Here is a 23295-nt window from a genome sequence, read left to right on the forward strand (position 1 = left end):
AATAATGGCTTTACTGGTTAAACAATACCGGTTATCAGCTATTACTATTTGTGTTTGTTTCTTCTGCTCAGCGCTATCGTACAACGGAAACCAACATATGATTTTGCACTATCCTGGTATTCATAAGTTCTGGTACCTGTCTGCAGGAAGTATCCTACGTCTTTCCAGGAACCGCCTCTGATGGCTTTACGTTTCATTTTCAACGGAGCATCATCAGGAACATCCATTCTCAGATAAGGGTTCATATCAGAGGTAAAGGAATAGGCGTTTTCATAGAAGATGTCGGCAGTCCATTCAGCAACGTTACCTGCCATACAGTAAAGACCGTAGTCATTAGGCCAGTAAGCATCTGCGCGTACGGTATAGAAACCGCCGTCTTCCGGATAGTTACCGCGGCCAGGTTTGAAGTTGGCCAGCAGACAGCCTTTTTTATTGCGGATATAATAACCACCCCAGGGATAAGGTGTTTGCTCTCTTCCGCCACGGGCGGCATATTCCCACTGTGCTTCTGAAGGCAGCTGGAATTTGTCTTCCGTGAATAATTTTTTAGAGTTTCTGTAATCTTCCCAGAATTTACTTCTCCATTCGCAGAAGGCAGTAGCCTGGTGCCAGTTAACCCCAACCACCGGATAGTTGTCGAAAGCCGGGTGCCAGAAGTACATACGGGTCATCGGCTCGTTGTAGGCGTATGAGAAGTCTCTGATCCAGCACAGGGTGTCCGGATAGATGGGAACGTCTTTCTTTACGATAAACGTAGAACGGGGCTTGCCGAAGTTTTCCCTCAGTTTGGCCTTGTCCCAGTTAAAGGTTTCCTGGTGGTAGATCAGTTTTCCAACGTCTACGTCTTTACGGCCGTACAGCCTGTCGGCTTCAGAATAGATCATCGCGTCCAGTTTCTCTACAGTCGCTTTATCGCGCCAGTTGATCTTCTGTTTCCAGTCAATGATATCCTGCCCGTCGTCATGCTTTACGTGGCCAAGCAGAATGTGCGCAATAGAATCCTGAACCCATTGTACAAACTGGCGGTACTCGTTATTTGTAATCTCCGTGGCGTCCATGTAGAAGCCGGAAATTGAAATAGACTTGTTACGCGCTGTGTAGGCATAGTTCACATCCTCATCGCTGGGGCCCATGTGAAAAGTTCCCGCGGGAACATAGACCATCCCGTAAGGTACAGGGGGGGTGTACTTTGGTCTGGGGCTTACGCCGATCAGTTGCCCTTGTGCGTTTTTGGGGCCTTTACTACCGCCACAGCTGGCCAGCAGGGAAACCAGCAGAACTGCCAACAGACCTCTTAAATAGTTAAGCTTCATAAGGGTAGCTTTCATCAGAATATGTTTTTCTATTAACCAGCCTGGTGCTTTTTGCCTGAATGCAAGGGAACACATTTCTCATACTATCACCCGCTTTGTTTATATGAAAGATAGCAAATGTAATAATAAAATTTAATTTGTAGTCACTTTTTATCCAACTTTTTCAATTCCACATACCTTGGTTCGGTAACTAATTTAAACGTATTTTTTAACATTTTATTATATCACCGGTCCAACATTTATTTCCCTTTACCTACCCTTATAACGGGCAAGTTACATAATTATTCTATTAAATTAATAATTTCTTGTATATAAAAAACCGGCTTAATACAATGATAATCCTTGCATAAATAAACTAATGTGTCGTTTTCCCGGTATCTATCCTGTAAGAGCGGAATATCCGGCTGATCTTTTTCAGATCCGATTAAAATTCTGAACGGGATAAACCAGTTACCCGCCTCATTCATTCTGGCCTTGAAATCTTTTCCTACAACTGCTATTTCCGGGGTCCCTTTTACAAACTGGAGTAACTGGCTCGCCCACACGCCGAAGGAGGTTGGATATCTTACAATCGTCTGGGAAATACCGGATAACGCGGCTACCGCTTTATTTCCCCAGTCTTTATTATCGAAAACAACGGAAAGGTACCAAAGGTTTTGCGCCATCAGTGCATTGCCACTGGGTACAGCCCCATCATACACTTCTTTTTTACGCACAATCACATCGTCCTGTCCTTCAATAGTATAGTAAAAAAGATGACCACCATCACCAAAATGATCGTTTACAAAAGCCGTGATATCATGCGCCTGGTGCAGGTAACGGGTATCACCGGTCACCTCCTGCAGCGCAATCAAAGCCCGTATCAGGCAAGCATAATCGTCGAGGAAAGCAGGATACTTGGCCTGGCCGTTTTTCCAGGTATGATAAAACGCCTGCGAACCATCCTGCTGGCGGAAATTCGTCAGCAGAAAATCCATATTGCGGACAGCCATCTCCCGGTAGGATTCATCCCCCAGCGCAGCATAAGCCCTGCAACAGGCATGTACCATCATGGCATTCCAGCCCAACAGTATCTTATCGTCCAGCCCCGGACGCACCCTGCTATCCCGCACTGCCAGCAGTTTTTCCCGGCAGCCTTTCAGCATGGCGCCCAGCACTGCCGGATCATAGCCCTTTTCAGCGGCAAACTGCTCCAGCGGCGGCTGTATCCATAATATATTCTGTTCTTCCCAATTACCATGTTCAGTCACATCATAAAACTCACAGAAAGGACCAGCCTGTTCTCCCAGAATATGATGTATCTCTCCCTTGCTCCAGGTATAAAATTTACCTTCCACTCCTTCAGAGTCCGCATCCAGCGCGGCATAAAAGCCACCTTCCGGAGCTGTCATCTCTCGGGTGATGAAGGTCAGGGTATCTTTCACCGTTTGTGCGTAAACGTTATTACGGGTCAACTGCCAGGCATCACACAACACATCTATCAGCAAGGCATTGTCGTACAACATCTTCTCAAAGTGCGGGGCCAGCCATTTTTCATCAGTGGAATAACGGGCAAAACCACCGCCCAGCTGGTCATAGAGGCCTCCTTGCAACATTTTGTCGAGCGACAGCAGCGCCTGTTGCAACGCAGCAGGATGCCTGAAAGCATGGTGATAACGCAGCAGCCAGCCAATGGTAAAAGTCTGCGGAAACTTGGGAGCCCTCCCAAAGCCACCCCATACTGTATCTGCCTGCTTCAGGATATTTTCACAAATGGTATCACACTGCTGACGGGTAAACAGCTCTTCGCGGGGAATATTGATATTAATGCCGGATTGCTGGCCAAACTGGCTCGACTGGTCTATATGCTGGGTGAGATTGTCGGCCTGTGTTTCGATCTCTTCCCTTTTGTTGGCAAACGCATCGGCCAGCGCCAGCAGTACATCCTGCCAGGAAGGCCGGTTATAGGCTTTTACCGGTGGGAAATAAGTACCGCCATAAAAAGGTTTTTTATCAGGGGTGAGAAACACGTTGAGGGGCCATCCTCCTGCGCCGGTCATCGCCTGCACGGCATCCATATAAATATGATCCAGATCGGGCCTTTCTTCCCGATCAATCTTGATATTGATAAAATGTTGGTTCATGATGCCGGCGGTAGCCGCATCCTCAAAACTTTCCCGCTCCATCACATGACACCAGTGACAGGCGGCGTACCCAATGCTCACCAGGATAGGTTTGTCTTCTGCCCTGGCTCGTTCCAGTGCCTCTTCTCCCCACGGATACCATTCCACAGGGTTATGCGCATGCTGCAATAGATAGGGACTGGTTTCACCTGCAAGTTTATTCATGGAATCCGCTTAAATGGTTGAATTGGAACAGTTGATTTGCTAAAATATACGGTACAAAGAAATTTATTTTTGGCCAAGATTAAAAAAGATTTTGACAGATTTCCTTTACCGGCGGAAAGATTTTTCAGGGAATTGATGAGAAAGGGAGGGGAGGAGAGAAGGCCAATGATAGTAGATGAGGCCCTACTGCGCTGGCTCTGCAGTAAAAAAACCAGGGATGGCAAATGCCATCCCTGGAAAACTATTTATGCGACACTATTCGCTTATTTCTTGTTAACAGTTGCCAGGTACTGGTCCAATGCGGCCGCCATGGAGGGAGCCTGTGGAGCAGGAGCCTTGACATCCAGTCTTAATCCCGCCTCTTCCACTGCTGCGGAAGTAGTAGGCCCGAAGGCCCCGATACGGGTACCATTCTGTTCAAAAGATGGTACGTTCTCAAACAGTGATTTCACACCGGAAGGACTGAAGAAAACGATCATGTCGTAGCTTGTCTTTGCCAGTATCTCCTTTACATCGTTGGAAACGGTTTTGTAAAGGGTAGCAGTAGCATACTCACATTTGTTCGCTTTCAACCATTCTTCGATATCCTTTTTCTGACTGTCTGAGCTGGGAAAGAGAAACTTCTCATTATCCCGGTGTTTGTTCATCACTTCCAGCACACCTTTGGTAGAACCGTCAGCTCCGTAAAACACTTTCCGCTTACGATAGAGGATAAACTTCTGCAGATATAAAGCAACTGCTTCTGTAATACAAAAGTACTTGCAGTCCTGCGATACTTTAATCTTCATTTCCTCACAGATCCGGAAGAAGTGATCCACTGCATTGCGACTGGTGAAAATAACCGCCGTAAAAGTCAGTATATCAATTTTCTGTTTCCGAAACTCCTTAGCGGGTAAGCCTTCCACCCTGATGAATGGATAAAAGTCCAGTTTTACATTGAACTTCTTTGCCAGATCAAAATAGGGAGACTTTTCTGTTTCAGGCTTAGGTTGAGAAATTAGGATTGACTGAATTTGTTTACCTTGCAAATCTTTTTTTGGCCCGCCTTTAATCATACTTTATTTTGCTCTTGTGTTAACAATAGGCAGTAATCAGGGATTACCAGTTAACCAGATATTCAGTAACACCTTTGTCAATATTAGTACCGGCGCTACTTCGAATGCGCAAAGGTAAAGAAAAAAATGCAATTTACTGAAGGATAGGTACTGCTTTACTAGAGAATAAGATCTAATATACCGATATACAACAAGTAATGAAATGAAGAATATTGAAATATATAGGAAAGTACGGGCAATTTCTGCATCACAAAAAGCTAACACGACCAGAAAAGGCACCAATAATACCCCCAATATCTTGTTGATCAGATATAAGATAAAGATGTAGGCATCAGCCAGCTCGCTATTACCAAACAACCACCCACAGAAGCGCAGCATTACATATTTAATACCGTATACAACCGCCACCAGAACAACCAGCCCCGGAATCAACAACCAGGGTTCTGCCTGCGGAAACACCTGTTGCCGGTACAATACCAGATACAGATATACTCCCAGCGATATCGCAAAAAATACATTGAGCAGCATATTCGGGAACGGCGCCTGAGACAGCTGATCTTTCAGCTGCCGCTGACTCAGCGTGGGATTAAGAAATGCCCGGAAAAGGTCTGTAAAATACTTGGTATAAGACAGCCGGATAATACTCAGCAACAACACAATACCAGCCACCACATATACCAGCCAGTCCAGGTTACGGTAGGGCCGCAATGGGTTGGTATCATAAAATACCGGTCTTCCTGGTTTCAGCAAAATATTCTCAGCCGCCAGCTTTTTCAGGTACAGATCATATGCTGATACCGGCTGAGGCTTGGGAGCCGCTGCCACAGCGCTACTGTCTGTTTTATGTGCACTGGTGTCTACCGGCAGGAATGTAACGGGCAGGGCCGCTTTGCCAGCTGTATCCCTTCTTACAGCGATACCTGCTGTATCTTTTCTAACGGCAATCCGGGCTGTATCCTTCCTGACAGCCACCGTAGCAGGCCGTGGTTTGGGACGAAGTGAATCCGCCACCACATGCGTAGCAGCAGGCTTCTTCTTTTTAACAACGGGAGCAGGCGCAGCAGTACTGTCTGCTGTTTGCGCCATAAGCGGTAAGTAGCTGAAAATTAATAGAAACAATAACCAGTTGCGCACCAGGAAAATATTTTGCAATGTCTTTATAATCGGTTTTCCAATTTCAACGTTTGCCCTCATCACACCAACCAGAGGGCAATTAACAGTGTCCTGCTCACATAACAAAACTGAAACGTAATTTTGCTGTTTGCAAAGATATTAAAATAGTCCATAGTTGGCCGGTAAAACGGCAACAGCAGGCTATTATAAAAAACACGAATGGCTGGAATTTATTTACATATTCCCTTTTGTAAGCAGGCTTGTTATTACTGCAACTTCTATTTCTCTACTTCCCTGGCCGGAAAAGAAAAGATGGTGGAGAGCCTTTTGCAGGAAATCGACCTGCAGCGTAACTACCTCTCCGGTGAGCAGGTACAGACCATTTATTTTGGCGGAGGCACCCCCAGCCTGCTCAGTACAGCAGAGCTGAAGCAACTGTTATCCCACCTGTATAACACATTTGAAGTGGCTCCTGATGCGGAAATCACACTGGAAGCCAATCCTGACGACCTCGATATTCCTAAACTGGAGGCACTTCGGGATGCCGGTATCAACCGCCTCAGCATTGGTGTGCAGTCCTTCCACGAAACTGATCTTCGCTGGATGAACCGGGCCCACAACAGTCAGCAGGCGCTGGAATGTATCACCAATGCCCAGCAGCTGGGTTTCCGGAATATTACGATAGACCTGATCTATGGCGGTCCTACCCTCAGCGATGAAGGCTGGGAACAAAACGTACGGCAGGCCATTGCACTGGGCGTCCCACACCTGTCTTGTTATGCGCTGACGGTAGAACCCGGAACGGCACTGGACCATTTCATCCGCAAGAAAAAAATGGCTGCCACCGATCCGGATAAGGCAGCCCGTCATTTTGAGCAGCTGATGCAATGGCTGGAAGCAGCCGGCTATGAGCATTACGAGATATCCAATTTCGCACTGCCTGGCTGGTATTCCCGGCACAACAGCAGCTACTGGCAGGGCCGTTCCTATCTTGGTCTGGGGCCCTCCGCCCATTCCTTTAACGGCCATTCCCGGCAATGGAATGTGGCCAACAATGCGATCTACATGAAAAGCATTGCTGCCGGCCAGATACCGGCAGAAATAGAAAACCTTACCACAGCCATGCAGTTCAATGAATACATCATGACTTCCCTGCGCACCTCCGCAGGATGTGACCTGGAATGGGTAAGCGGAAAATTTGATGCCGCCAGTATGCAACATCTGGAGAAGGAAAGCCGGCAGTTTATCAGCAAAGGCTGGATGATACAGGAAGGTAAGTATCTGCGGCTCACCAGGGCCGGCAGATTGTTTGCAGATGGAATTGCAGCAGAGCTGTTTTTATTATAAAAGCGTCACATCGCTTTCTATAAAAAAGAAAGGAGATCACACAAGTGATCTCCTTTCTTACTAATAATTCAATGTAAAAAGATATTACCAACCCAGCACATAAGCGAAGATCAGTGGCGCTACGATAGTCGCGTCTGATTCTACGATGAACTTCGGTGTATGGATATCCAGTTTGCCCCAGGTGATTTTCTCGTTGGGAACAGCACCGGAATAGGAGCCATAAGAAGTAGTAGAGTCGGAGATCTGGCAGAAATAGCTCCAGAAAGGAACATCTGTCCATTCCAGATCCTGGTACATCATCGGTACAACGCAGATAGGGAAGTCGCCGGCGATACCACCACCAATCTGGAAGAAGCCAACGCCTTTACCAGCGGAGTTGCTGCGGTACCACTCAGACAGGAAGATCATGTACTCGATACCACTTTTCATGGTAGAAGTTTTCAGATCTCCTTTGATGCAGTAGGAAGCGAAGATGTTGCCCATAGTGCTGTCTTCCCATCCTGGTACGATGATCGGAATATTTCTTTCTGCGGCGGCGATCATCCAGCTGTTTTTTGGATCGATCTCGTAATTTTCTTTCATTACACCGCTCAGCAGCAGTTTGTACATATACTCGTGCGGGAAATAGCGTTCGCCTTTATCATCAGCATCTTTCCATAATTTGTAGATATGTTGCTGGATACGGCGGAAAGCTTCTTCTTCCGGGATACAGGTGTCAGTTACACGGTTAAAGCCTTGTTCCAGCAGGTCCCATTCTTCCTGTGGGCTCAGGTCGCGGTAGTTGGGAACTCTTTTGTAATGAGTATGCGCAACCAGATTCATGATATCTTCTTCCAGGTTAGCACCAGTACAGGAGATAATATCCACTTTACCCTGACGGATCATTTCCGCGAAAGAAATGCCCAGCTCAGCCGTACTCATCGCACCGGCCAATGTCACCATCATTTTACCACCTTCCAGTAAATGTGTTTCATATCCTTTGGCAGCATCCACCAATGCAGCGGCATTAAAGTGGCGGTAATGGTGCTGGATAAATTGAGAAACGGGTCCCTTGTTCATGTCATTTAATCATTTATACATTAACAGCCTGGCTCATAAAGCCTTAACAGCTGGCAAAGTTAAGATAATTTTCCAAGGGGGAACAGTGAGATGGATAATAATAAAAAAGGCCAACCAGGGAATGGTCGGCCTTCATTCAATCAAAAGGTAGCACAACTAAAAACTAAGCTTTTTTGAGGTGGCTATAAACAGTTGTGGAGCCAGTGCCATCGGCCTTTAATACTGTCCAGGTGTCCTTTCCTTCGAGCGTAACAAAATACACCACATTTTCATTAGAGGAATATTCTACCACACAGAAAATACTGTCTTTCGGATATCTTTTGTTGATCCGTGTGGCCAGGGGCAGCGGCAGCTGTTCGGGCTGCAGGTAGCGGGAAGTGGCCAGCAGGGTACCAGCATCATCGAAGAAGGCAGTCACTTTGGAGTTGCTCATAGTGAATTTGGCAGTGAACGTTTTGTTATCGTCTGTATACCATTTTACTTCACTGGCTCCAGCGAAAGCTTCGGTGAAATTGTGCTGGATTTTGTTACTAACAGTAGTTTCGTATGTGTTAGCTAAGAGGGCTCCGGTACTCAGCAGGAAGGCAGCGCTCATTAAGAAGAAAAACTTTTTCATGTCGTAAAAATTTTATGGTGTTAATAATTTTTTTGAGTTGGTTTTTTGTTTTCGATGAGTCAAAGCTACGGCGGGAATGGACCATCGGTCAAGGCATACTTTACTGATGGAGGTACATGATAAGTTCAGGTATCCGCTAACGGACGTCCGCCTGACCGGTGGCGGACAACGGGGCATCTTCCGCAGCCCTGGCCTGTCTGTTGGTGCCACCTTGCCAATGTTGCATGAGCGTGTGTTAAGGTTCTGTTAAAGTGGATGAGAAATATGGTTCAACGTGAAAACTGGCATGAGCTCCTACATCAGTGGTTAAAACGATTGTTACATTTGTTATTCAAAACATTAACCGGGAGGCTTTATTCAATGAATTATCTGGCACATGCATATTTGTCGTTTCATCAGCCAGAACTGATCACTGGCAATCTGATCGCTGATTATGTGAAAGGACAACATCAACTGGAACAATACAGTCCGGGTATACAACAGGGTATCCGGATACACCGGGCTATTGACGCCTTTACCGATCAGCACCCTGTCACCAGTCAGGCCAAGACTTTTTTCCGTGCTTCCTGCGGTCTTTACAGCGGCGTGTTCACAGACGTTGTCTACGACCATTTTCTGGCGACCGACACAACCCGCTTTTCAGAAGACAGCCTGTACGATTTTGCAGCAGAAGTATATGATGTGATTACCGGTCAGAGTGATACATTGCCGGCAGATTTTCTGCGGATGTTTTCTTATATGAAGGAATTCAACTGGTTATTTAATTATAGACACAACGACGGTATCGAAAGAGCATTCCGCGGACTCAGCTCAAGGGCTCAACATCTGAAAAGCAGCCCTGCCATTGTATTTGCAGTTTTCCTGGAACACTATGAAGCATTACGTGGTTGTTATCAGGCTTTTTTCCCTGAGCTGCAGGCTTATGTGGAAAATTTGTTACAAAACGAAAACCGCTAACAGCATGTTAAAGCCTTGCCACCCACTTTCCTGATTCCATAAAAAAGGCTAGGTTTGGGGCCGCAATTTATCTGTTTTAAAAGAAAATAAAGTATCAAAGGATGTTTAAAAAAGCAATCATCTTTGCCTTTGCACTGGGATTATTTGCCGCCAACGCAGGAGCACAGGATAAAAAACTGCCGCCACTGGATGCCAGCCCAATGGACATGGCTTATTACCCTCCCATGTACCCTTATGTGGTAAAAGTAAAAGGAGAACCCGGCACCCTCGTTGCCAGGGTGATATATAGCCGTCCGCAAACAAAAGGAAGAGAAATCTTCGGTAACCTGGAAGAATACGGAAAAATATGGCGACTCGGCGCCAACGAAGCCACTGAAATAGAATTCTTCAGACCTGTGACCATCGCCGGAAAAAGTATTCCGAAAGGCCGTTACACCATGTACGCCATCCCAACAGAAAAAACATGGACCATCATCATCAATAAAGAAACAGATATCTGGGGCGCTTTTAAATACGATCAGCGTAAAGACGTTGTGAGAACAGCGCTTCCGGTAGTAGCACTCGACACCCCCATAGATGCCTTCACTATGGTATTTGAAAAAGGGGAGCCCGGTGCCAACCTGATCATCGCCTGGGATAAGGTAAGTGTAAGTCTGCCGATCCGCTGGTAACGGTGATGAATACTGATTCTACTGATGTTCCTGATGAGTGAAGATGAACAGGTGATAGATTAAAGCGGGATCAGTTTTGATAACAGAAAGATAAAAAGGAATCGCCCATTGATACTATTATCAATGGGCGATTCCTTTTTATTTATTTTGAATGATTCTACTGATTATCACATCCTTCGATCAAATCATCTGTCATCTTCGCTCATCAGGAGCATCAACAACATCAGCATTCATCACAGTTACAGTAGTATCAAAACTCATCACAATAAAAAAAGCGGTAAGAATACCGCCTTAAAAATTTTAACCATATCCTATGAAAAACCTGAACGAATGTATATCGAATATCCGTACCCGTTAGGGTTCATTTGGTGAATGATATAAAAATGTTCGTGAGCGTGCTAAATATTTACTTCAGTAAAATAAAAAAAGCTAAAATGGACAAATTATTGTAGGGCCTGTCAGGCGGTTCCAATCGCAAAAACTGAAGTATATTTGGAAAAACCACCAAAAATTGTTCATTATAAAATATTAAGACATGAAGCTGGGTACAAAACTCATACACGCAGGTGTAGCTCCCGATCCTTCCACCGGAGCCATTATGACTCCTATCTTTCAAACTTCCACCTATGTGCAGAGCGCGCCAGGTGTACATAAAGGGTACGAATATGCCCGTACCCAGAACCCCACCCGCGATGCCTTGCAAAATGCCCTGGCAGCCATCGAAAACGGGACACACGGTATTTCCTTTGGCAGCGGCCTTGCAGCTACTGACGGGGTCATGAAACTGCTGTCACCTGGCGACGAAGTAGTGGCTACCAACGATCTTTATGGTGGCACCTACCGTATCTTCACAAAGGTTTTCGAGCGCTACGGCATTAAATTCTCTTTTGTAAGCATGCGCGACGCTGAAAGCATTGCAGCACACATTACTCCCAAAACCAGGATGATATGGCTGGAAACGCCCACCAATCCGCTCCTGAACATCATTGATATAGCAGCCGTAGCCCGCATCGCCCAAAAGAACAATGTATTATTATGCGTAGATAATACGTTTGCTTCTCCTTACCTGCAAAATCCGCTGGACCTGGGCGCTGATATCGTATTACATTCTGCCACCAAATACCTCGGCGGCCATAGCGACGTGGTACATGGTGCTGTGATCGTTAAAAACGAGGAGCTGGCCAAACAGCTGTATTTCATTCAAAACAGCTGCGGTGCCGTTCCTGGTCCGCAAGACTGTTTCCTGGTATTACGCGGCATCAAAACCTTACATGTACGTATGCAGCGTCACTGTGAAAACGGTGAAACCATCGCCCATTTCCTGCGTAACCACTCTAAAGTGGACAAGGTATACTGGCCCGGATTTACCGATCATCCCAATCATGACATCGCTAAACAACAGATGCGCGGCTTTGGTGGGATGATGTCCTTTACGCTGAAGGATGATAACATAGAAGCAGCCAACCGCGTACTGAGCAACACCCATCTGTTCTCCCTGGCCGAATCACTGGGCGGCGTAGAGTCACTGATAGGCCATCCCGCCAGCATGACCCATGCCTCCATCCCCCGGGAAGAAAGAATAAAAAACGGACTGGCAGACTCCCTGATACGCCTTAGCGTAGGCATCGAAGACGCCACCGACCTGATAGAAGACCTGAACAAAGCCATCGGATAACGCGCTCATCAATCAGATTTTAATTCTTTCGGGGTAAAAATTATCTTTACCTGGTATATTATTTTACCAGAACCATATCCACAGCCTTTATCCACACTGGATGAATTAACCACCTGCAACGGTACCTGCGGTACTGCTGCAGGTGGTTATGGCCTTTGCCGGCTGCAGATGTACATGTGACAAACTATGAAGATCCAACAACTGAGGGACTTCCTGAATACGAAAGCGGCATATTACAATCATCCGGACTTTATTGCAAATGACCCCATTTGCATTCCGCACCGCTTCTCCGAATTACAGGACATAGAAATAGCCGGCCTCTTTGCTGCTATACTGGCCTGGGGCAACCGTACCAGCATTATCAACAAATGCACGGAGCTCATGCGCCATATGGACAATGCCCCCTATGACTATATCCGGCACCACGAGCCCAGAGAGCGCATGAAACTCATGGCCTTCTGTCACCGTACCTTCAATGGACTGGACCTGATGTATTTCGTGGAGTTCCTCCAACATTACTATACCAATATCACCTCCCTCGAATTTGCTTTCAGTGGCCATCTTAGCCCACAGGACGACAATATCGAAAAAGCACTCATCGGCTTCCATAAAATGTTTTTCTCACTGGAACATCCTACCCGAACGGAAAAACATATTTCCACCCCGGCCAAACATTCTGCATGCAAACGATTGAACATGTATTTGCGCTGGATGGTCAGGAAAGATGAAAATGGCGTGGATTTTGGGCTATGGCAAAACATATCACCATCACAACTGATATGCCCCATGGATGTTCATGTAAGCCGCGTGGCTGCCAGACTGGGACTTATATCAGATGCGAAGTCAGACTGGAAAACAGCAGTAGCGCTCACCCACGAGCTCAAAAAGCTGGACCCCGAAGACCCGGCCAAATTCGACTTCGCCCTGTTTGGACTGGGGGTAATCGAAAAATATGTTTGATTAAAATAAATTACGGTAATGAAAAGATTATTGGGCGCCATTACAGCTATGCTGACACTGTCCATCTCCGCCAACGCGCAGGATTACATGTCAGTAAACTACAACTTCAACAAAGGGGAATTATTTGAACTGGAGCAGAAAAGCCGCAGTGAAACTTACATGACCGTAAACGAAGTAGTACAACGCACCACCCGCGACTACAACAACATCATCAGCATCGAAATAACAGATGTACAACCTGGCAGAGCCCAGCTGACCTTCCGTTACAAAGAGCTGAAATTCAATTTCAACGCTAAAAACCAGAACATCTTTGTGGATGCCAAGGTCAGCAAACCGGACGAACCCTTCCAGGAAGGCCTCAAAAAATTGCTGAACCAGCCTTTCACCGTGGAATTACAAAGCACTGGCATTATCACTAAAATAGATGGTTTGGATAACCTGCTCGACAACGCTGCTGCAGCTTTCAGCAACCTCAAAAAAGATGAACAGGAAGCCTATAAAAAACTAATGAAAGACCAGTTTGGTACTGATGCCTTCCGCAGCTGGCTCGAACAACTGCTGATCATGTATCCGGTACACGGCATCAAAACCGGCACCCAATGGGAGGAAAGCGTTCCCCTTCGCGGTGGCCTGGTAGGTCGTGTAGACCTCTACTGGAACCTCCAGACCTGGGACTCCCAAACCGCTAAAATCGGTGGGACTGCCAAAATACAAACAGACAAGGTTCAAACCCTCACCCTGGAAGATGATATAAAAGCCACTGCCGAAATCAGCGGCTCTACCTCTTCCAATTACCTGATAGCGCGCAGCAGCGGCCTGCCCAGCATCTGCGTGCAAACCACCGAAATGAACGGTAACTACACCTATAAGGTCAATAAAGCCAAACGCATCAAACACGATCTGAAAGTACCGGTGAAAGTAGTTACCAACGCTTCCTATAAAATAAAACAAATGAAATAATGCATCCCGTCCCTGCTCCATATCTACAGGAAACAGTTGCCTGGGCGCAGCAAACCTTCGCGGTAAGCCTGCCCCCGGGAAATATCAGCTACGAACAACTGGAGGAAATGCTGGGCAGAAGACTGGAATATCTGATCAGTAATGACTTCCAGCAGTTCATCTTCTTGCTGTATCGTATAGACGTGGCCGAGAAAAAAGTAAAACTAATCCTGGAAGCCGCCGCCGCAACAGGCTTAGACCCTTATCGTCCCATCGCTGCACTGATCATTGAAAGACAACTACAAAAAATAGCATCCCGCGAAGCTTTCCGGCAGGATCATCTGCCGGATGATGAAGAGAGATGGTAAACACCGGGATACCTACATAAAAAAGCAGCAGAGATAAAATCCCTGCTGCTTTTTTATGGTTGAAGATACACACATCAGAACATCAGTTCCTTCACTTTCTCCTTGTCTTCCTTTTCTTTCTCCAGATCGAAGAAAGTACCGAATACCCTGTCCCAGAAAGCAGAACTTACACCAAACCCTTTTTCTTCGCTCTTATAGTGATGCAAATGGTGATTGCGCCACAATGGTTTCATAAACCTAAACGGTGGGTTCCAGGCATGGATGGCGTAGTGCATACTGCCATATATCAGGTAACCCAACAAGAAACCAGGGAAAAACATAAATGTATACTGCCGCAGAAAAATATACTGCGAACCGAAAATCGCGGAAGCGAGGATCAGACTCGGCACCGGAGGCATAAATAAACGTTGTTTGTCTCGCGGATACTCGTGATGGTTACCATGCATCACATAGATAAAACGCTGCACCCTGGGGCTATCGCTGGCAAAGTGGAACATAAACCGGTGCATGATATACTCAAAAAACGACCAAAATAACATAGCTCCGAAGAATATCAGGGCAACCGTTCCCACTTTAAAACCAAGTGTGTCGTGGCTATAATAAAGCATATAGCCGATGATGGGCAAATACATTCCCCAGATAACCAGAGGATGCGTTTTCGTCAGCATCTCCAGGTACTGGCTTTCAAATAATCTTGCCTGTCCTTTGTTCTTAATCTTTTCAAATTTCATGAATCCCAGTTTTAACGCGCAACAGTTACGGGAAAATGAATTAAAACCACTCTTATAAACCGGTGGATTACGTTCTGTGTCCCGCCGATTTCAGGTACAAAAGTACAACCTTCGTATTAATTGGAATCTTTTATTTATCCGTCAAAAAATTTTCAGCCGTAACACTACCGTTGTTTGTAATCGATCCGGAAATCCTGTAAATCCGGCTGGTATGCACGCTTTCGCTGCAATTCGTAATCATAAATGATTTTTCCGGCATCACGGAAGAATGGATAGCCATCCTCTTCATATTCATATTTATTGTCATTCAAAATACCATCGCGGTTTACATAGATCGTACCCGTCAACATGAATTCTACATTATGCTCAAAATCAACGATATAAGCGGCGTCCGTCAGGAAACCGTACGACCATCCCGTCTTATTGAATACACGTATATTAGACGGAATGCTATGCCCCGCCCCCTTAAAAAGAAAAAACTTCGTATAACTGTCAAAGTATTCCGATGTGTCATAAGCCGGGTAATCCGTTTCAGAAGGATACTGAGACATATAACGGTACAGGAACCGATAATCCTGCGGGATCAGCCTGAAACGTTGTGAAGCAGGCACTGACTGCGGAAATATAACAGTCTGCAACATCCGCTGAAGATCTTCAAGCGGAAGATTGTTATGTCGGGTAAAATCCATCGGCTCCGGCACTACGTTATCGTTCTTATCCATATATCCATGGCCAATTTTCACGGTTTTACCGAAATCATACTGCAGTTTACTGACTGCGGGCGCTTGTTCGTATAGCGTCTTGCCGTTATCCACAAAACGAATAGCATTGGTATGTCTGTTTTCTTCTTCAGACAGCGGCATAAAACGGCGCACTATACGGGCACGGCTATATCCTTTTTTCCACAGCCTTTCATGGATAGACTGCTGACCGATGAACTCATAGAGACGATTGTATGCATCGTTGTCACTCACCAGAAAAATCTTTTTGATATAGTGATGGATGGAAGGAAGGCCATTAGCAGCGGAACTATCTGTATGTACAGTCACCTGTCCGCTCCAGCTGCTGTCTGTCAGCATAGGCGTATTACCATCCAGGCCACGTACTTTCAGCTCCCGCAGCTTTTCCAGCGCCAGCACTGCAATAGGCAGCTTCACCGTGCTGGCCGGATTAAAGTACTGGTTGGCATCTACCTCCAGATAGTAGTTTTTAAAATGAGGCTTGTTGTTTGCATCCCGGTCAATCTGTGTATAGATCAACTGATACCGGAAGGAGTCAGGGTACTGCAGGATATGCCGCAAGGAAGGCGTAGCCTGGCGATCAAACATATTCTTCAGTAAGGTATCGGTACGGGGCTGCGCCTGCACAACAAACAGACTGCAGCAACAAAGCAGCATCAGCAAACAATTTCGCATAGTCAATAGTGGTTCTGATCACCAAAATATAAAATTATCAGCTGGCTGCTAAGAGCTTTCTGATCTTTTCGTTAAAGTTGCCTGATGTAAGGCCAAAATGTGTCTGTAAAGACTTATCCAATCCCTCGTCGGTATTTTCGGTTTTAAGCACCTCCAGCGCCTGCCGGATGCCCTCCCGACGGATCTTATCCTTCAGCAACAAGGCGTTAATAGTATACTTCAGGCTGATATCACCTACCATGACTGCTTTTTTAAAAGTCTGATATAAATCCTCTCCGGGATGATCCGCCACATATTTCTTCAGCACTACCAGACAGGCTTCAAAAGACTCTCCCCAGGCGCCATCAGCATAATAGGCCAATCCTTCTTCTGCAGCTCTGTTCACAGGCCTTGGAAGAAATTTAGCACAGTAAAAATGTACCAGGTCGTGCGCATACCAGGAACTGCCCACACCACTCATAAAAATATTATTGTCCTCATCCGAGTCACCCCGGCGCAGATAGTTAGCACTGGCATCATAGTCTACACCCTTGATACGCAGTAACTCCTGCGCATTACTGCAATCATAATACAGCAGTTCGACCGGCTTCATACCAAACCAGCCGGCCAGTTCCGTATTAAAGCGATCAAAACGCCTGGCAGCACCCATATCCAGCGTATGTGGATATACGTAGTGAATATTGCCCACCTGCTGCCGGTTCCAATCGCGGACTACCCAATCAATAGCCGGATAAAAGACGATCTTGTCCTGCCTGTCTTTGCCTACCATGCTGTATATTTTCCGGATAATAGGTTGCCCGTTGACCATCCCCATGAATCCCAGCTTTATCAGGTATTCACCTGGCTGCTTCAGCCGGATCACATTCAGCAACTGAGGCCGGAAAAAGTTGCTGTCGCTGTATTTTTTACTGTTCTCTATCTGTACAATTTCATCAAAACCCATCGCATAGTGCTTCAGGTACGCACTGTCGGTATAAAGGGAAGGTTGCTCCGGATGATTTTTGTCTCTGAGGAAACCATCCAAACTTACCAACATTCTTGTTTTCAGCAGACTATCTGCCGGCAGTACAGCCAGCGGGGAAACGGTAAAACGGGAATACTGTGCAGCAACACTCACCGGCATGGCCAGCAGCGCTAAAAAGGGCAGGAGCAGGGATCTCATGCAAAGGGTTTTTTAATCTACCTAATTTATGTAAAAAACAGCAGGAGCATCCTTATATTTGGCCATTCATACAACCAGAACAATACAAATCATGAAACTCGTTAGTTATTTAAGGGAAGAATCCGACCAGCTGGCCATACTCGTAGAAGGGCAGTTGTACAACACACAGGAACTGCATCCTGACCTGCCCAATAATATGGGTATGTTTCTGATGATGTGGGAAGATGTAATCGATATAGCCATAAAGGCAGATGCCGACCTGAAAGCAGGCAAACATCCCGGTAGTGCCAAAGGCATATCCGTAGAAAGTGTACAGCTGCTGTCACCTGTACCATTTCCAACGTCCTGCCGTGATGGTTACGCCTTCCGTCAGCATGTGGCCGCTGCCAGAAGAAACCGTAAAGTAGATATGATACCTGAATTCGATCAGTATCCTATTTTCTATTTTACCAACCACAACGCCATACAAGGCCCTGGTGATATCCACTGTATGCCTGATCACTTCGATAAACTCGATTTCGAACTCGAAGCAGCCATCGTAATCTGTAAAGCAGGCCGCAATATTACCGCAGCGGAAGCCGATGATTATATCGGCGGTTTTATGATCATGAACGATATGAGCGCCCGCACCCTGCAGATGGAAGAGATGAAGCTTAACCTCGGCCCCGCCAAAGGAAAAGACTTCAGCACTGTAGTAGGCCCTATGCTGGTTACACCCGATGAACTGGAATCGTTCCTGATCCCCGCTAAACCAGGTCATACCGGCAACAACTACAACCTGAAAATGACCTGTAAAGTAAATGGTATCCAGGTGAGTGAAGGTAATATGGGCGATATGGACTGGACCTTTGCTGAGATCGTGGAACGCTGCGCCTATGGCGTCAATATCCTGCCTGGTGATATCATCGGCAGCGGTACTGTTGGCACCGGCTGTTTCCTGGAGCTCAATGGCACCGGTAAACTCAACGATCCCAACTATACCGAACAGTGGCTGCAACCCGGCGACGTCGTGGAAATGGAGATCGATGGACTGGGAACCCTTACCAATACGATCGTTCAGGAAGATACCGATTTCTCTATACTGGCACTCAAGAAAAACGTATAGTCATGAAGGTTATTCCTGCTGAAATAAAGACAACTGAGCTGCAGGCTTATTTACAGGGAGCTGTGGCGCCACGGCCCATCTGCTTTGCCAGCACCGTCGATGTGGACGGACGTCCCAATCTTTCGCCCTTCAGCTTTTTTAACGTCTTCGGAACCAATCCACCTACGCTGATATTTTCACCATCACGAAGGGTCAGGGACAACACAACCAAACATACACTGGAGAATATTTACATCACCCGGGAAGTAGTGATCAACGTAGTCACCTACGACATGGTACAACAAGCCTCCCTGGCCAGTTGCGAATATCCCGAAGGAGTAGATGAATTTGTGAAAGCCGGTTTCACACCTGAGCCTTCCGAAAGGGTAAAACCACTCCGTGTAAAGGAAAGCCCTGTACAAATGGAATGTGTGGTAAAACAGATCATTGAAACCGGTACCCAGGGCGGCGCCGGCAACCTCATTATCTGTGAGCCCGTACTGATCCATATCAATGAGCGTATCCTCGATGCCAAAGGCAAAATAGATCCACATAAAATAGATCTGGTAGCCCGCATGGGCGGCGACTATTATTGCCGTGCCTCCGGCAGCGCCGTATTCGAAGTACCCAAACCCAACACACAACTTGGGATAGGCGTAGATGCGTTACCGTTAGGTATACGAAACAGCCGTATTCTGAGTGGTAACGACCTTGGCAAACTGGGCAATGTGCATGAAATGCCTTTTGTAGATGCTGCCTTCGAAGATGATCATCTCAAAAACATCATCCAGTATTACAGCATTACACCAGAGGAGATGGAACGGGAACTGCACCAGTATGCTAAAAAGCTGCTGGAAGCAGACAAAGTTAAGGAAGCCTGGCAAGTGTTGCTGAGTGCATAACAAAGCTTATCCAATAACAAAAGGCGCAAAGGATTTTATCAATTCCTTTGCGCCTTTTTCTTTATTGCTATTGATATTATTTCAAAACGTTTCCGAACACTTTCTTCAGAAGGTCAGTTGTTCTGGCGGCAGGATTAGCACGGATGGCTGCTTCTTCCTTACCGATCTGGTCAAACAGGGCATTCACGGCCATAGTGGTCACGTAGTCCTGTAAGTCAGGATTTACTTTATTGAAAGTAGTAGGCAGTTTATTGTATGAATTAACGATATCACCATAAAAGCGGGTGGCGCTGGTGCTATCCAGTGATTTTTTTATCACCGGAGAGAAAGCGGATTTCAGCTGATCAGTGGTTTTGCCTTTGAAATACTCAGTAGCGGAGTTGTTACCTCCTTTGATCAGATTAAGTGCATCCGTGAGTGTCATTTGTTTCACTGCGTTTACAAAGATCGGAGCGGCAAATCCTACTGCCTTTTCCGCAGAGCGGTTGATCTGGAGGATAGCCTGGTCTACCTGTGGGCCAAGGCCGATAGCTCTCAGCGTATTACCAATTTTAACAGCATCGGGAGGCAGGAGCAGTTTATACAGTTCGTTGCCGAAGAAACCGTCTGTTTTATTCAGATTGGCAATACCGTTGGTCACGCCTTTCAGGAGTGCTTCCTTGATAGCGGAACCAGCTTCGGATTCCGTTACGCTGGCGCCTGTAGTGCCGGTAGTGTTGCTGGTGGTGGTTGTAGTGGAGGTGTTGGACTTACTGAGTTTTTTAAGTTTGTTCAGTAATTGTGCCTGGCTGGCTTGCAGGCTGCAAACGCCCAGCAATACTAACAGTGTTTTTTTCAGCATAATGTTGTGATGATAAGTATTAATGTTTCAAATATAAAAATTTATTCGTGTATCGCTAAAAGCGGAATATGTGTCCGGTAGGCTAGTTTGGCGGTATTGCTCCGTTTGAAGATACTGTCAAACAACCCGTGCTTTTTAGGAATAGTGATCACCAGGTCGGCTTGAATACTCTCTGAAAAAGTCACAATCCCCTGTATAATATTTGGATTATCAATGAAGTGGTACTGTGGCTGAAAGCCTTCCAGCAAAGTATCCAGCATCAAGGTTTCAAAAGGCGTATCGGTGGTAAAGCGCTTATTTTCATGGTCGATATTGATCACATGCAGTTCAGCCTTAAACACGGTCAGCAGCTTCTTCAATGGTGCTATAGGTGTTGTGTCTGCTACTTTACAGAGGTCGCAGGCAAAAACCACTTTTTGTATCCCCTTGAATTTTGCCTCACCGGGAATGATCAACACCGGACAGGTGGTATGTTTTACTACATCGATGGTATTAGAGCCTACAAAGATTTCCTCCATCTTGCTGCCTCCGGTAATACCCATCACAATAAGCGTTGCTTCTTCTTGTTTTACCACATCGTTGATAGTAGCGGCCAGCAGGGTATTATCAGCGCGTGTCACAATGCTGACATCAGTTCCGGCCACAACGGTTAATTCTTTCTGCATCTTTTCCAATCCTTCCACAGCTGCGATCCTCAGGTCGTCAGGATTGACCATCGGAATAGAGGTAGGCACATCCGGTATGGGTACAATCAGTTCATATGCATGATACAACACAATGCGGTCCGCACCCAGTTGTCCGGCCAGCGCAAGCGCATAGGTAGCAGCATTGTAGGCGGTATCAGAAAAATCAGTAGGTACGAGTATAGTTTTCATATGACTAATTTTAGGATACAGAAAGTGATACTGGAAGTATTACTTAAAGTTACGATTGGAAACGGTATATGAGCGCTTCCGGGAGGATATAGAAAATATAATGCCAACCCTGATTTATTTTGATATTACTGATGCTTCTGATAGGGGAGATAAGAGCGAGGGAAGAGTTTTGGTGATCATTTTTTTATAGCGATAAAAGCAAAGGGCTCTTTGACATAATATCAAAAAGCCCTTTGCTTTTATATTCGCTTATATCTCCGTTTATCAGGAGTATCAGCGGCATCAGAATTAATCAGCGGTTAATGTTCTGGTCTCATCTGCGGGAAGAACAACACATCCTGAATAGAAGGCTGGTTGGTCATCAGCATGGTGAGGCGGTCTATACCGATTCCGATACCGGAAGTAGGAGGCATACCGTATTCCAGGGCACGGAGGAAGTCGTAATCGATGTACATGGCTTCATCATCGCCGCGTTCCATCAGTTTTACCTGATCTTCGAAACGTTCGCGCTGATCGATAGGATCGTTCAGCTCACTATAGGCGTTGGCGATTTCCTTACCGTTAACGATCAGTTCAAAACGCTCTACCAGTCCGGGTTTGCTGCGGTGTTTTTTGGTCAGCGGGCTCATTTCCACCGGATAATCGGTGATAAAGGTAGGCTGAACGTAGTGGCCTTCGCATTTTTCGCCGAAGATTTCGTCGATCAGTTTGGCTTTACCGAATTTGGCATCTACGTGAATGCCCAGCTGTTTGCACACATCGCGGAGCTGTGCCTCGTCCATACCGGAGATATCGAAGCCGGTATGTTCCTGGATGGCTTCGTACATGGGTACACGGCGGAAAGGAGCTTTGAAGTCGATGGTTTTATCACCTACCTGTACCTGTGTAGTGCCATGGAGGGCCAGGGCTACTTTTTCGAGCAGGGTTTCGGTGGTGTTCATCATCCACTCATAATCCTTGTAGGCGGCGTACATTTCCATCACGGTAAATTCCGGGTTGTGGGTACGGTCCATGCCTTCGTTGCGGAAGTCTTTCGCAAATTCGTAAACCCCTTCAAAACCACCTACGATCAGGCGTTTCAGGTAAAGCTCGTTGGCAATACGGAGGTATAACGGAATGTCCAGCGCATTATGGTGTGTAACGAACGGACGGGCGGTGGCGCCACCGGGGATAGGCTGGAGGATGGGTGTTTCCACTTCCAGATAGCCCAGGTTATTATAAAAGTCGCGGATGGTCTGGAGTATTTTGGTACGTTTTACAAACACATCTTTCACTTCCGGGTTGATTACCAGGTCAACATACCGTTGGCGGTATTTGAATTCCGCATCGGTTACTTCGTCAAATACCTGTCCTTCAACGGATTTCACGATTGGCAGCGGGCGCAGGGCTTTAGACAGCATAGTCAGTTCCCTGGTGTGGATGGAGGTAGCGCCTGTTTTGGTAATGAACGCATAGCCTTTTACGCCGATGATATCACCGATGTCCATCAGTTTTTTGAAGACGGTGTCGTAGGCAGACTTATCCTCACCGGGACAGATATCGTCGCGACGTACATACAGCTGGATACGGCCAGCCTTGTCCTGCAGTTCCACAAAAGCAGCCTTGCCCATATCGCGGACACTCATAATACGACCTGCCAGGCATACATCCTGGAATTGCTCTTTGGTGGCTTCCGAAAAGTTGGTTTTTATGTTAACGGAAGTATCATTAACCGGGTACTCTGCCGCAGGGTAGGGGTCGATGCCCAGTTTATGCAGCTCCTGTAATTTCTCCCGGCGTATAATCTCTTGCTCAGATAATTGTGTCATGTGATTATTTGTAAATGCCAATTGGAGTGCAAAAATAACTGATTATGGGGAGAATCTTATGTAAAAGGGCTGCAAGA

At 46.3% G+C, this 23295-nt stretch carries 21 protein-coding genes; 9 read left to right on the top strand and 12 right to left on the bottom strand.

Going from position 1 to position 23295, the window contains the following annotated elements; translation table 11 throughout:
* Positions 1–44: 44 nt before the first annotated feature.
* From porK to DF182_RS11795, 4 genes are all read right to left on the bottom strand, one after another.
* Complete coding sequence (gene porK, locus DF182_RS11780) at positions 45–1328, bottom strand: T9SS ring complex lipoprotein PorK/GldK (RefSeq protein ID WP_245957416.1); 1284 nt, start codon at positions 1326–1328, stop codon at positions 45–47.
* A gap of 266 nt (positions 1329–1594) precedes the next feature.
* On the bottom strand, positions 1595–3640 hold the full coding sequence (locus DF182_RS11785; RefSeq protein ID WP_113615814.1) for a thioredoxin domain-containing protein: 2046 nt from the start codon (positions 3638–3640) through the stop codon (positions 1595–1597).
* Positions 3641–3903: 263 nt separating this feature from the next.
* Complete coding sequence (locus DF182_RS11790; protein WP_245957417.1) at positions 3904–4668, bottom strand: uroporphyrinogen-III synthase; 765 nt, start codon at positions 4666–4668, stop codon at positions 3904–3906.
* Between the two features lie 63 nt (positions 4669–4731).
* A complete protein-coding gene (locus tag DF182_RS11795; RefSeq protein ID WP_161964126.1) occupies positions 4732–5781 on the bottom strand; it encodes a DUF4271 domain-containing protein in 1050 nt (349 codons plus the stop codon).
* 246 nt (positions 5782–6027) lie between these two features.
* On the opposite strand from DF182_RS11795, the gene hemW reads away from it, so the two are divergent.
* On the top strand, positions 6028–7155 hold the full coding sequence (gene hemW, locus DF182_RS11800; protein WP_113615817.1) for a radical SAM family heme chaperone HemW: 1128 nt from the start codon (positions 6028–6030) through the stop codon (positions 7153–7155).
* An 84-nt stretch (positions 7156–7239) separates the two neighbouring features.
* Here the strand turns inward: hemW and DF182_RS11805 are convergent, their stop codons facing one another.
* Both DF182_RS11805 and DF182_RS11810 read right to left on the bottom strand, forming a co-directional pair.
* Entirely contained in the window at positions 7240–8214 is a 975-nt protein-coding gene (locus tag DF182_RS11805; protein ID WP_113615818.1) for a deoxyhypusine synthase family protein, read from the bottom strand.
* Between the two features lie 163 nt (positions 8215–8377).
* Positions 8378–8830, bottom strand: a complete 453-nt coding sequence (locus DF182_RS11810; protein WP_113615819.1) for a hypothetical protein — start codon at positions 8828–8830, stop codon at positions 8378–8380.
* A 360-nt stretch (positions 8831–9190) separates the two neighbouring features.
* Between DF182_RS11810 and DF182_RS11815 the strand changes: the two genes are divergently transcribed.
* The 6 genes from DF182_RS11815 (at position 9191) to DF182_RS11840 (ending at position 14400) form a co-directional block, all read left to right on the top strand.
* Positions 9191–9787 carry an acyl carrier protein phosphodiesterase gene (locus DF182_RS11815; protein ID WP_113615820.1) on the top strand — a complete coding sequence of 199 codons (597 nt, stop codon included), beginning with the start codon at positions 9191–9193 and terminating at the stop codon, positions 9785–9787.
* Positions 9788–9888: 101 nt separating this feature from the next.
* Positions 9889–10458, top strand: a complete 570-nt coding sequence (locus tag DF182_RS11820; protein WP_113615821.1) for a DUF2911 domain-containing protein — start codon at positions 9889–9891, stop codon at positions 10456–10458.
* Between the two features lie 535 nt (positions 10459–10993).
* Positions 10994–12133 (top strand): cystathionine gamma-synthase, encoded by a 1140-nt coding sequence (locus DF182_RS11825; protein WP_113615822.1) that lies wholly within the window; start codon positions 10994–10996, stop codon positions 12131–12133.
* Between the two features lie 186 nt (positions 12134–12319).
* Complete coding sequence (locus tag DF182_RS11830) at positions 12320–13093, top strand: TIGR02757 family protein (protein WP_113615823.1); 774 nt, start codon at positions 12320–12322, stop codon at positions 13091–13093.
* Between the two features lie 18 nt (positions 13094–13111).
* Positions 13112–14053 (top strand): DUF6263 family protein, encoded by a 942-nt coding sequence (locus tag DF182_RS11835; RefSeq protein ID WP_113615824.1) that lies wholly within the window; start codon positions 13112–13114, stop codon positions 14051–14053.
* Complete coding sequence (locus DF182_RS11840) at positions 14053–14400, top strand: hypothetical protein (RefSeq protein ID WP_113615825.1); 348 nt, start codon at positions 14053–14055, stop codon at positions 14398–14400. Before DF182_RS11835 ends, DF182_RS11840 begins: the two co-directional genes overlap by 1 nt.
* 74 nt (positions 14401–14474) lie before the next feature.
* Here the strand turns inward: DF182_RS11840 and DF182_RS11845 are convergent, their stop codons facing one another.
* From DF182_RS11845 to DF182_RS11855, 3 genes are all read right to left on the bottom strand, one after another.
* On the bottom strand, positions 14475–15131 hold the full coding sequence (locus tag DF182_RS11845) for a sterol desaturase family protein (RefSeq protein ID WP_113615826.1): 657 nt from the start codon (positions 15129–15131) through the stop codon (positions 14475–14477).
* A 164-nt stretch (positions 15132–15295) separates the two neighbouring features.
* A complete protein-coding gene (locus tag DF182_RS11850) occupies positions 15296–16546 on the bottom strand; it encodes a serine hydrolase (RefSeq protein WP_113615827.1) in 1251 nt (416 codons plus the stop codon).
* 37 nt (positions 16547–16583) lie between these two features.
* On the bottom strand, positions 16584–17708 hold the full coding sequence (locus DF182_RS11855) for a hypothetical protein (RefSeq protein WP_113615828.1): 1125 nt from the start codon (positions 17706–17708) through the stop codon (positions 16584–16586).
* 91 nt (positions 17709–17799) lie between these two features.
* Here DF182_RS11855 and DF182_RS11860 point away from each other — a divergent pair, with 91 nt between their 5' ends.
* Together DF182_RS11860 and DF182_RS11865 are read left to right on the top strand one after the other, a co-directional pair.
* Entirely contained in the window at positions 17800–18813 is a 1014-nt protein-coding gene (locus DF182_RS11860; protein ID WP_113615829.1) for a fumarylacetoacetate hydrolase family protein, read from the top strand.
* Between the two features lie 2 nt (positions 18814–18815).
* Positions 18816–19694, top strand: coding sequence for a flavin reductase family protein (locus tag DF182_RS11865; RefSeq protein ID WP_113615830.1), 879 nt, complete (start codon positions 18816–18818; stop codon positions 19692–19694).
* A gap of 76 nt (positions 19695–19770) precedes the next feature.
* Here the strand turns inward: DF182_RS11865 and DF182_RS11870 are convergent, their stop codons facing one another.
* The 3 genes from DF182_RS11870 to lysS all read right to left on the bottom strand — a co-directional run bounded on the left by DF182_RS11870 (position 19771) and on the right by lysS (position 23218).
* The gene (locus tag DF182_RS11870) at positions 19771–20535 is read right to left on the bottom strand and encodes a DUF4197 domain-containing protein (protein ID WP_113615831.1); all 765 of its coding nucleotides are present in this window, start codon (positions 20533–20535) and stop codon (positions 19771–19773) included.
* A 41-nt stretch (positions 20536–20576) separates the two neighbouring features.
* Positions 20577–21410, bottom strand: coding sequence for a universal stress protein (locus DF182_RS11875; RefSeq protein WP_113615832.1), 834 nt, complete (start codon positions 21408–21410; stop codon positions 20577–20579).
* A 299-nt stretch (positions 21411–21709) separates the two neighbouring features.
* Positions 21710–23218, bottom strand: a complete 1509-nt coding sequence (gene lysS / locus DF182_RS11880) for a lysine--tRNA ligase (protein ID WP_113615833.1) — start codon at positions 23216–23218, stop codon at positions 21710–21712.
* Positions 23219–23295 lie beyond the last annotated feature (77 nt).

It is taken from the genome of Chitinophaga flava, from assembly GCF_003308995.1.
Taxonomy (GTDB): Bacteria; Bacteroidota; Bacteroidia; order Chitinophagales; family Chitinophagaceae; genus Chitinophaga; species Chitinophaga flava.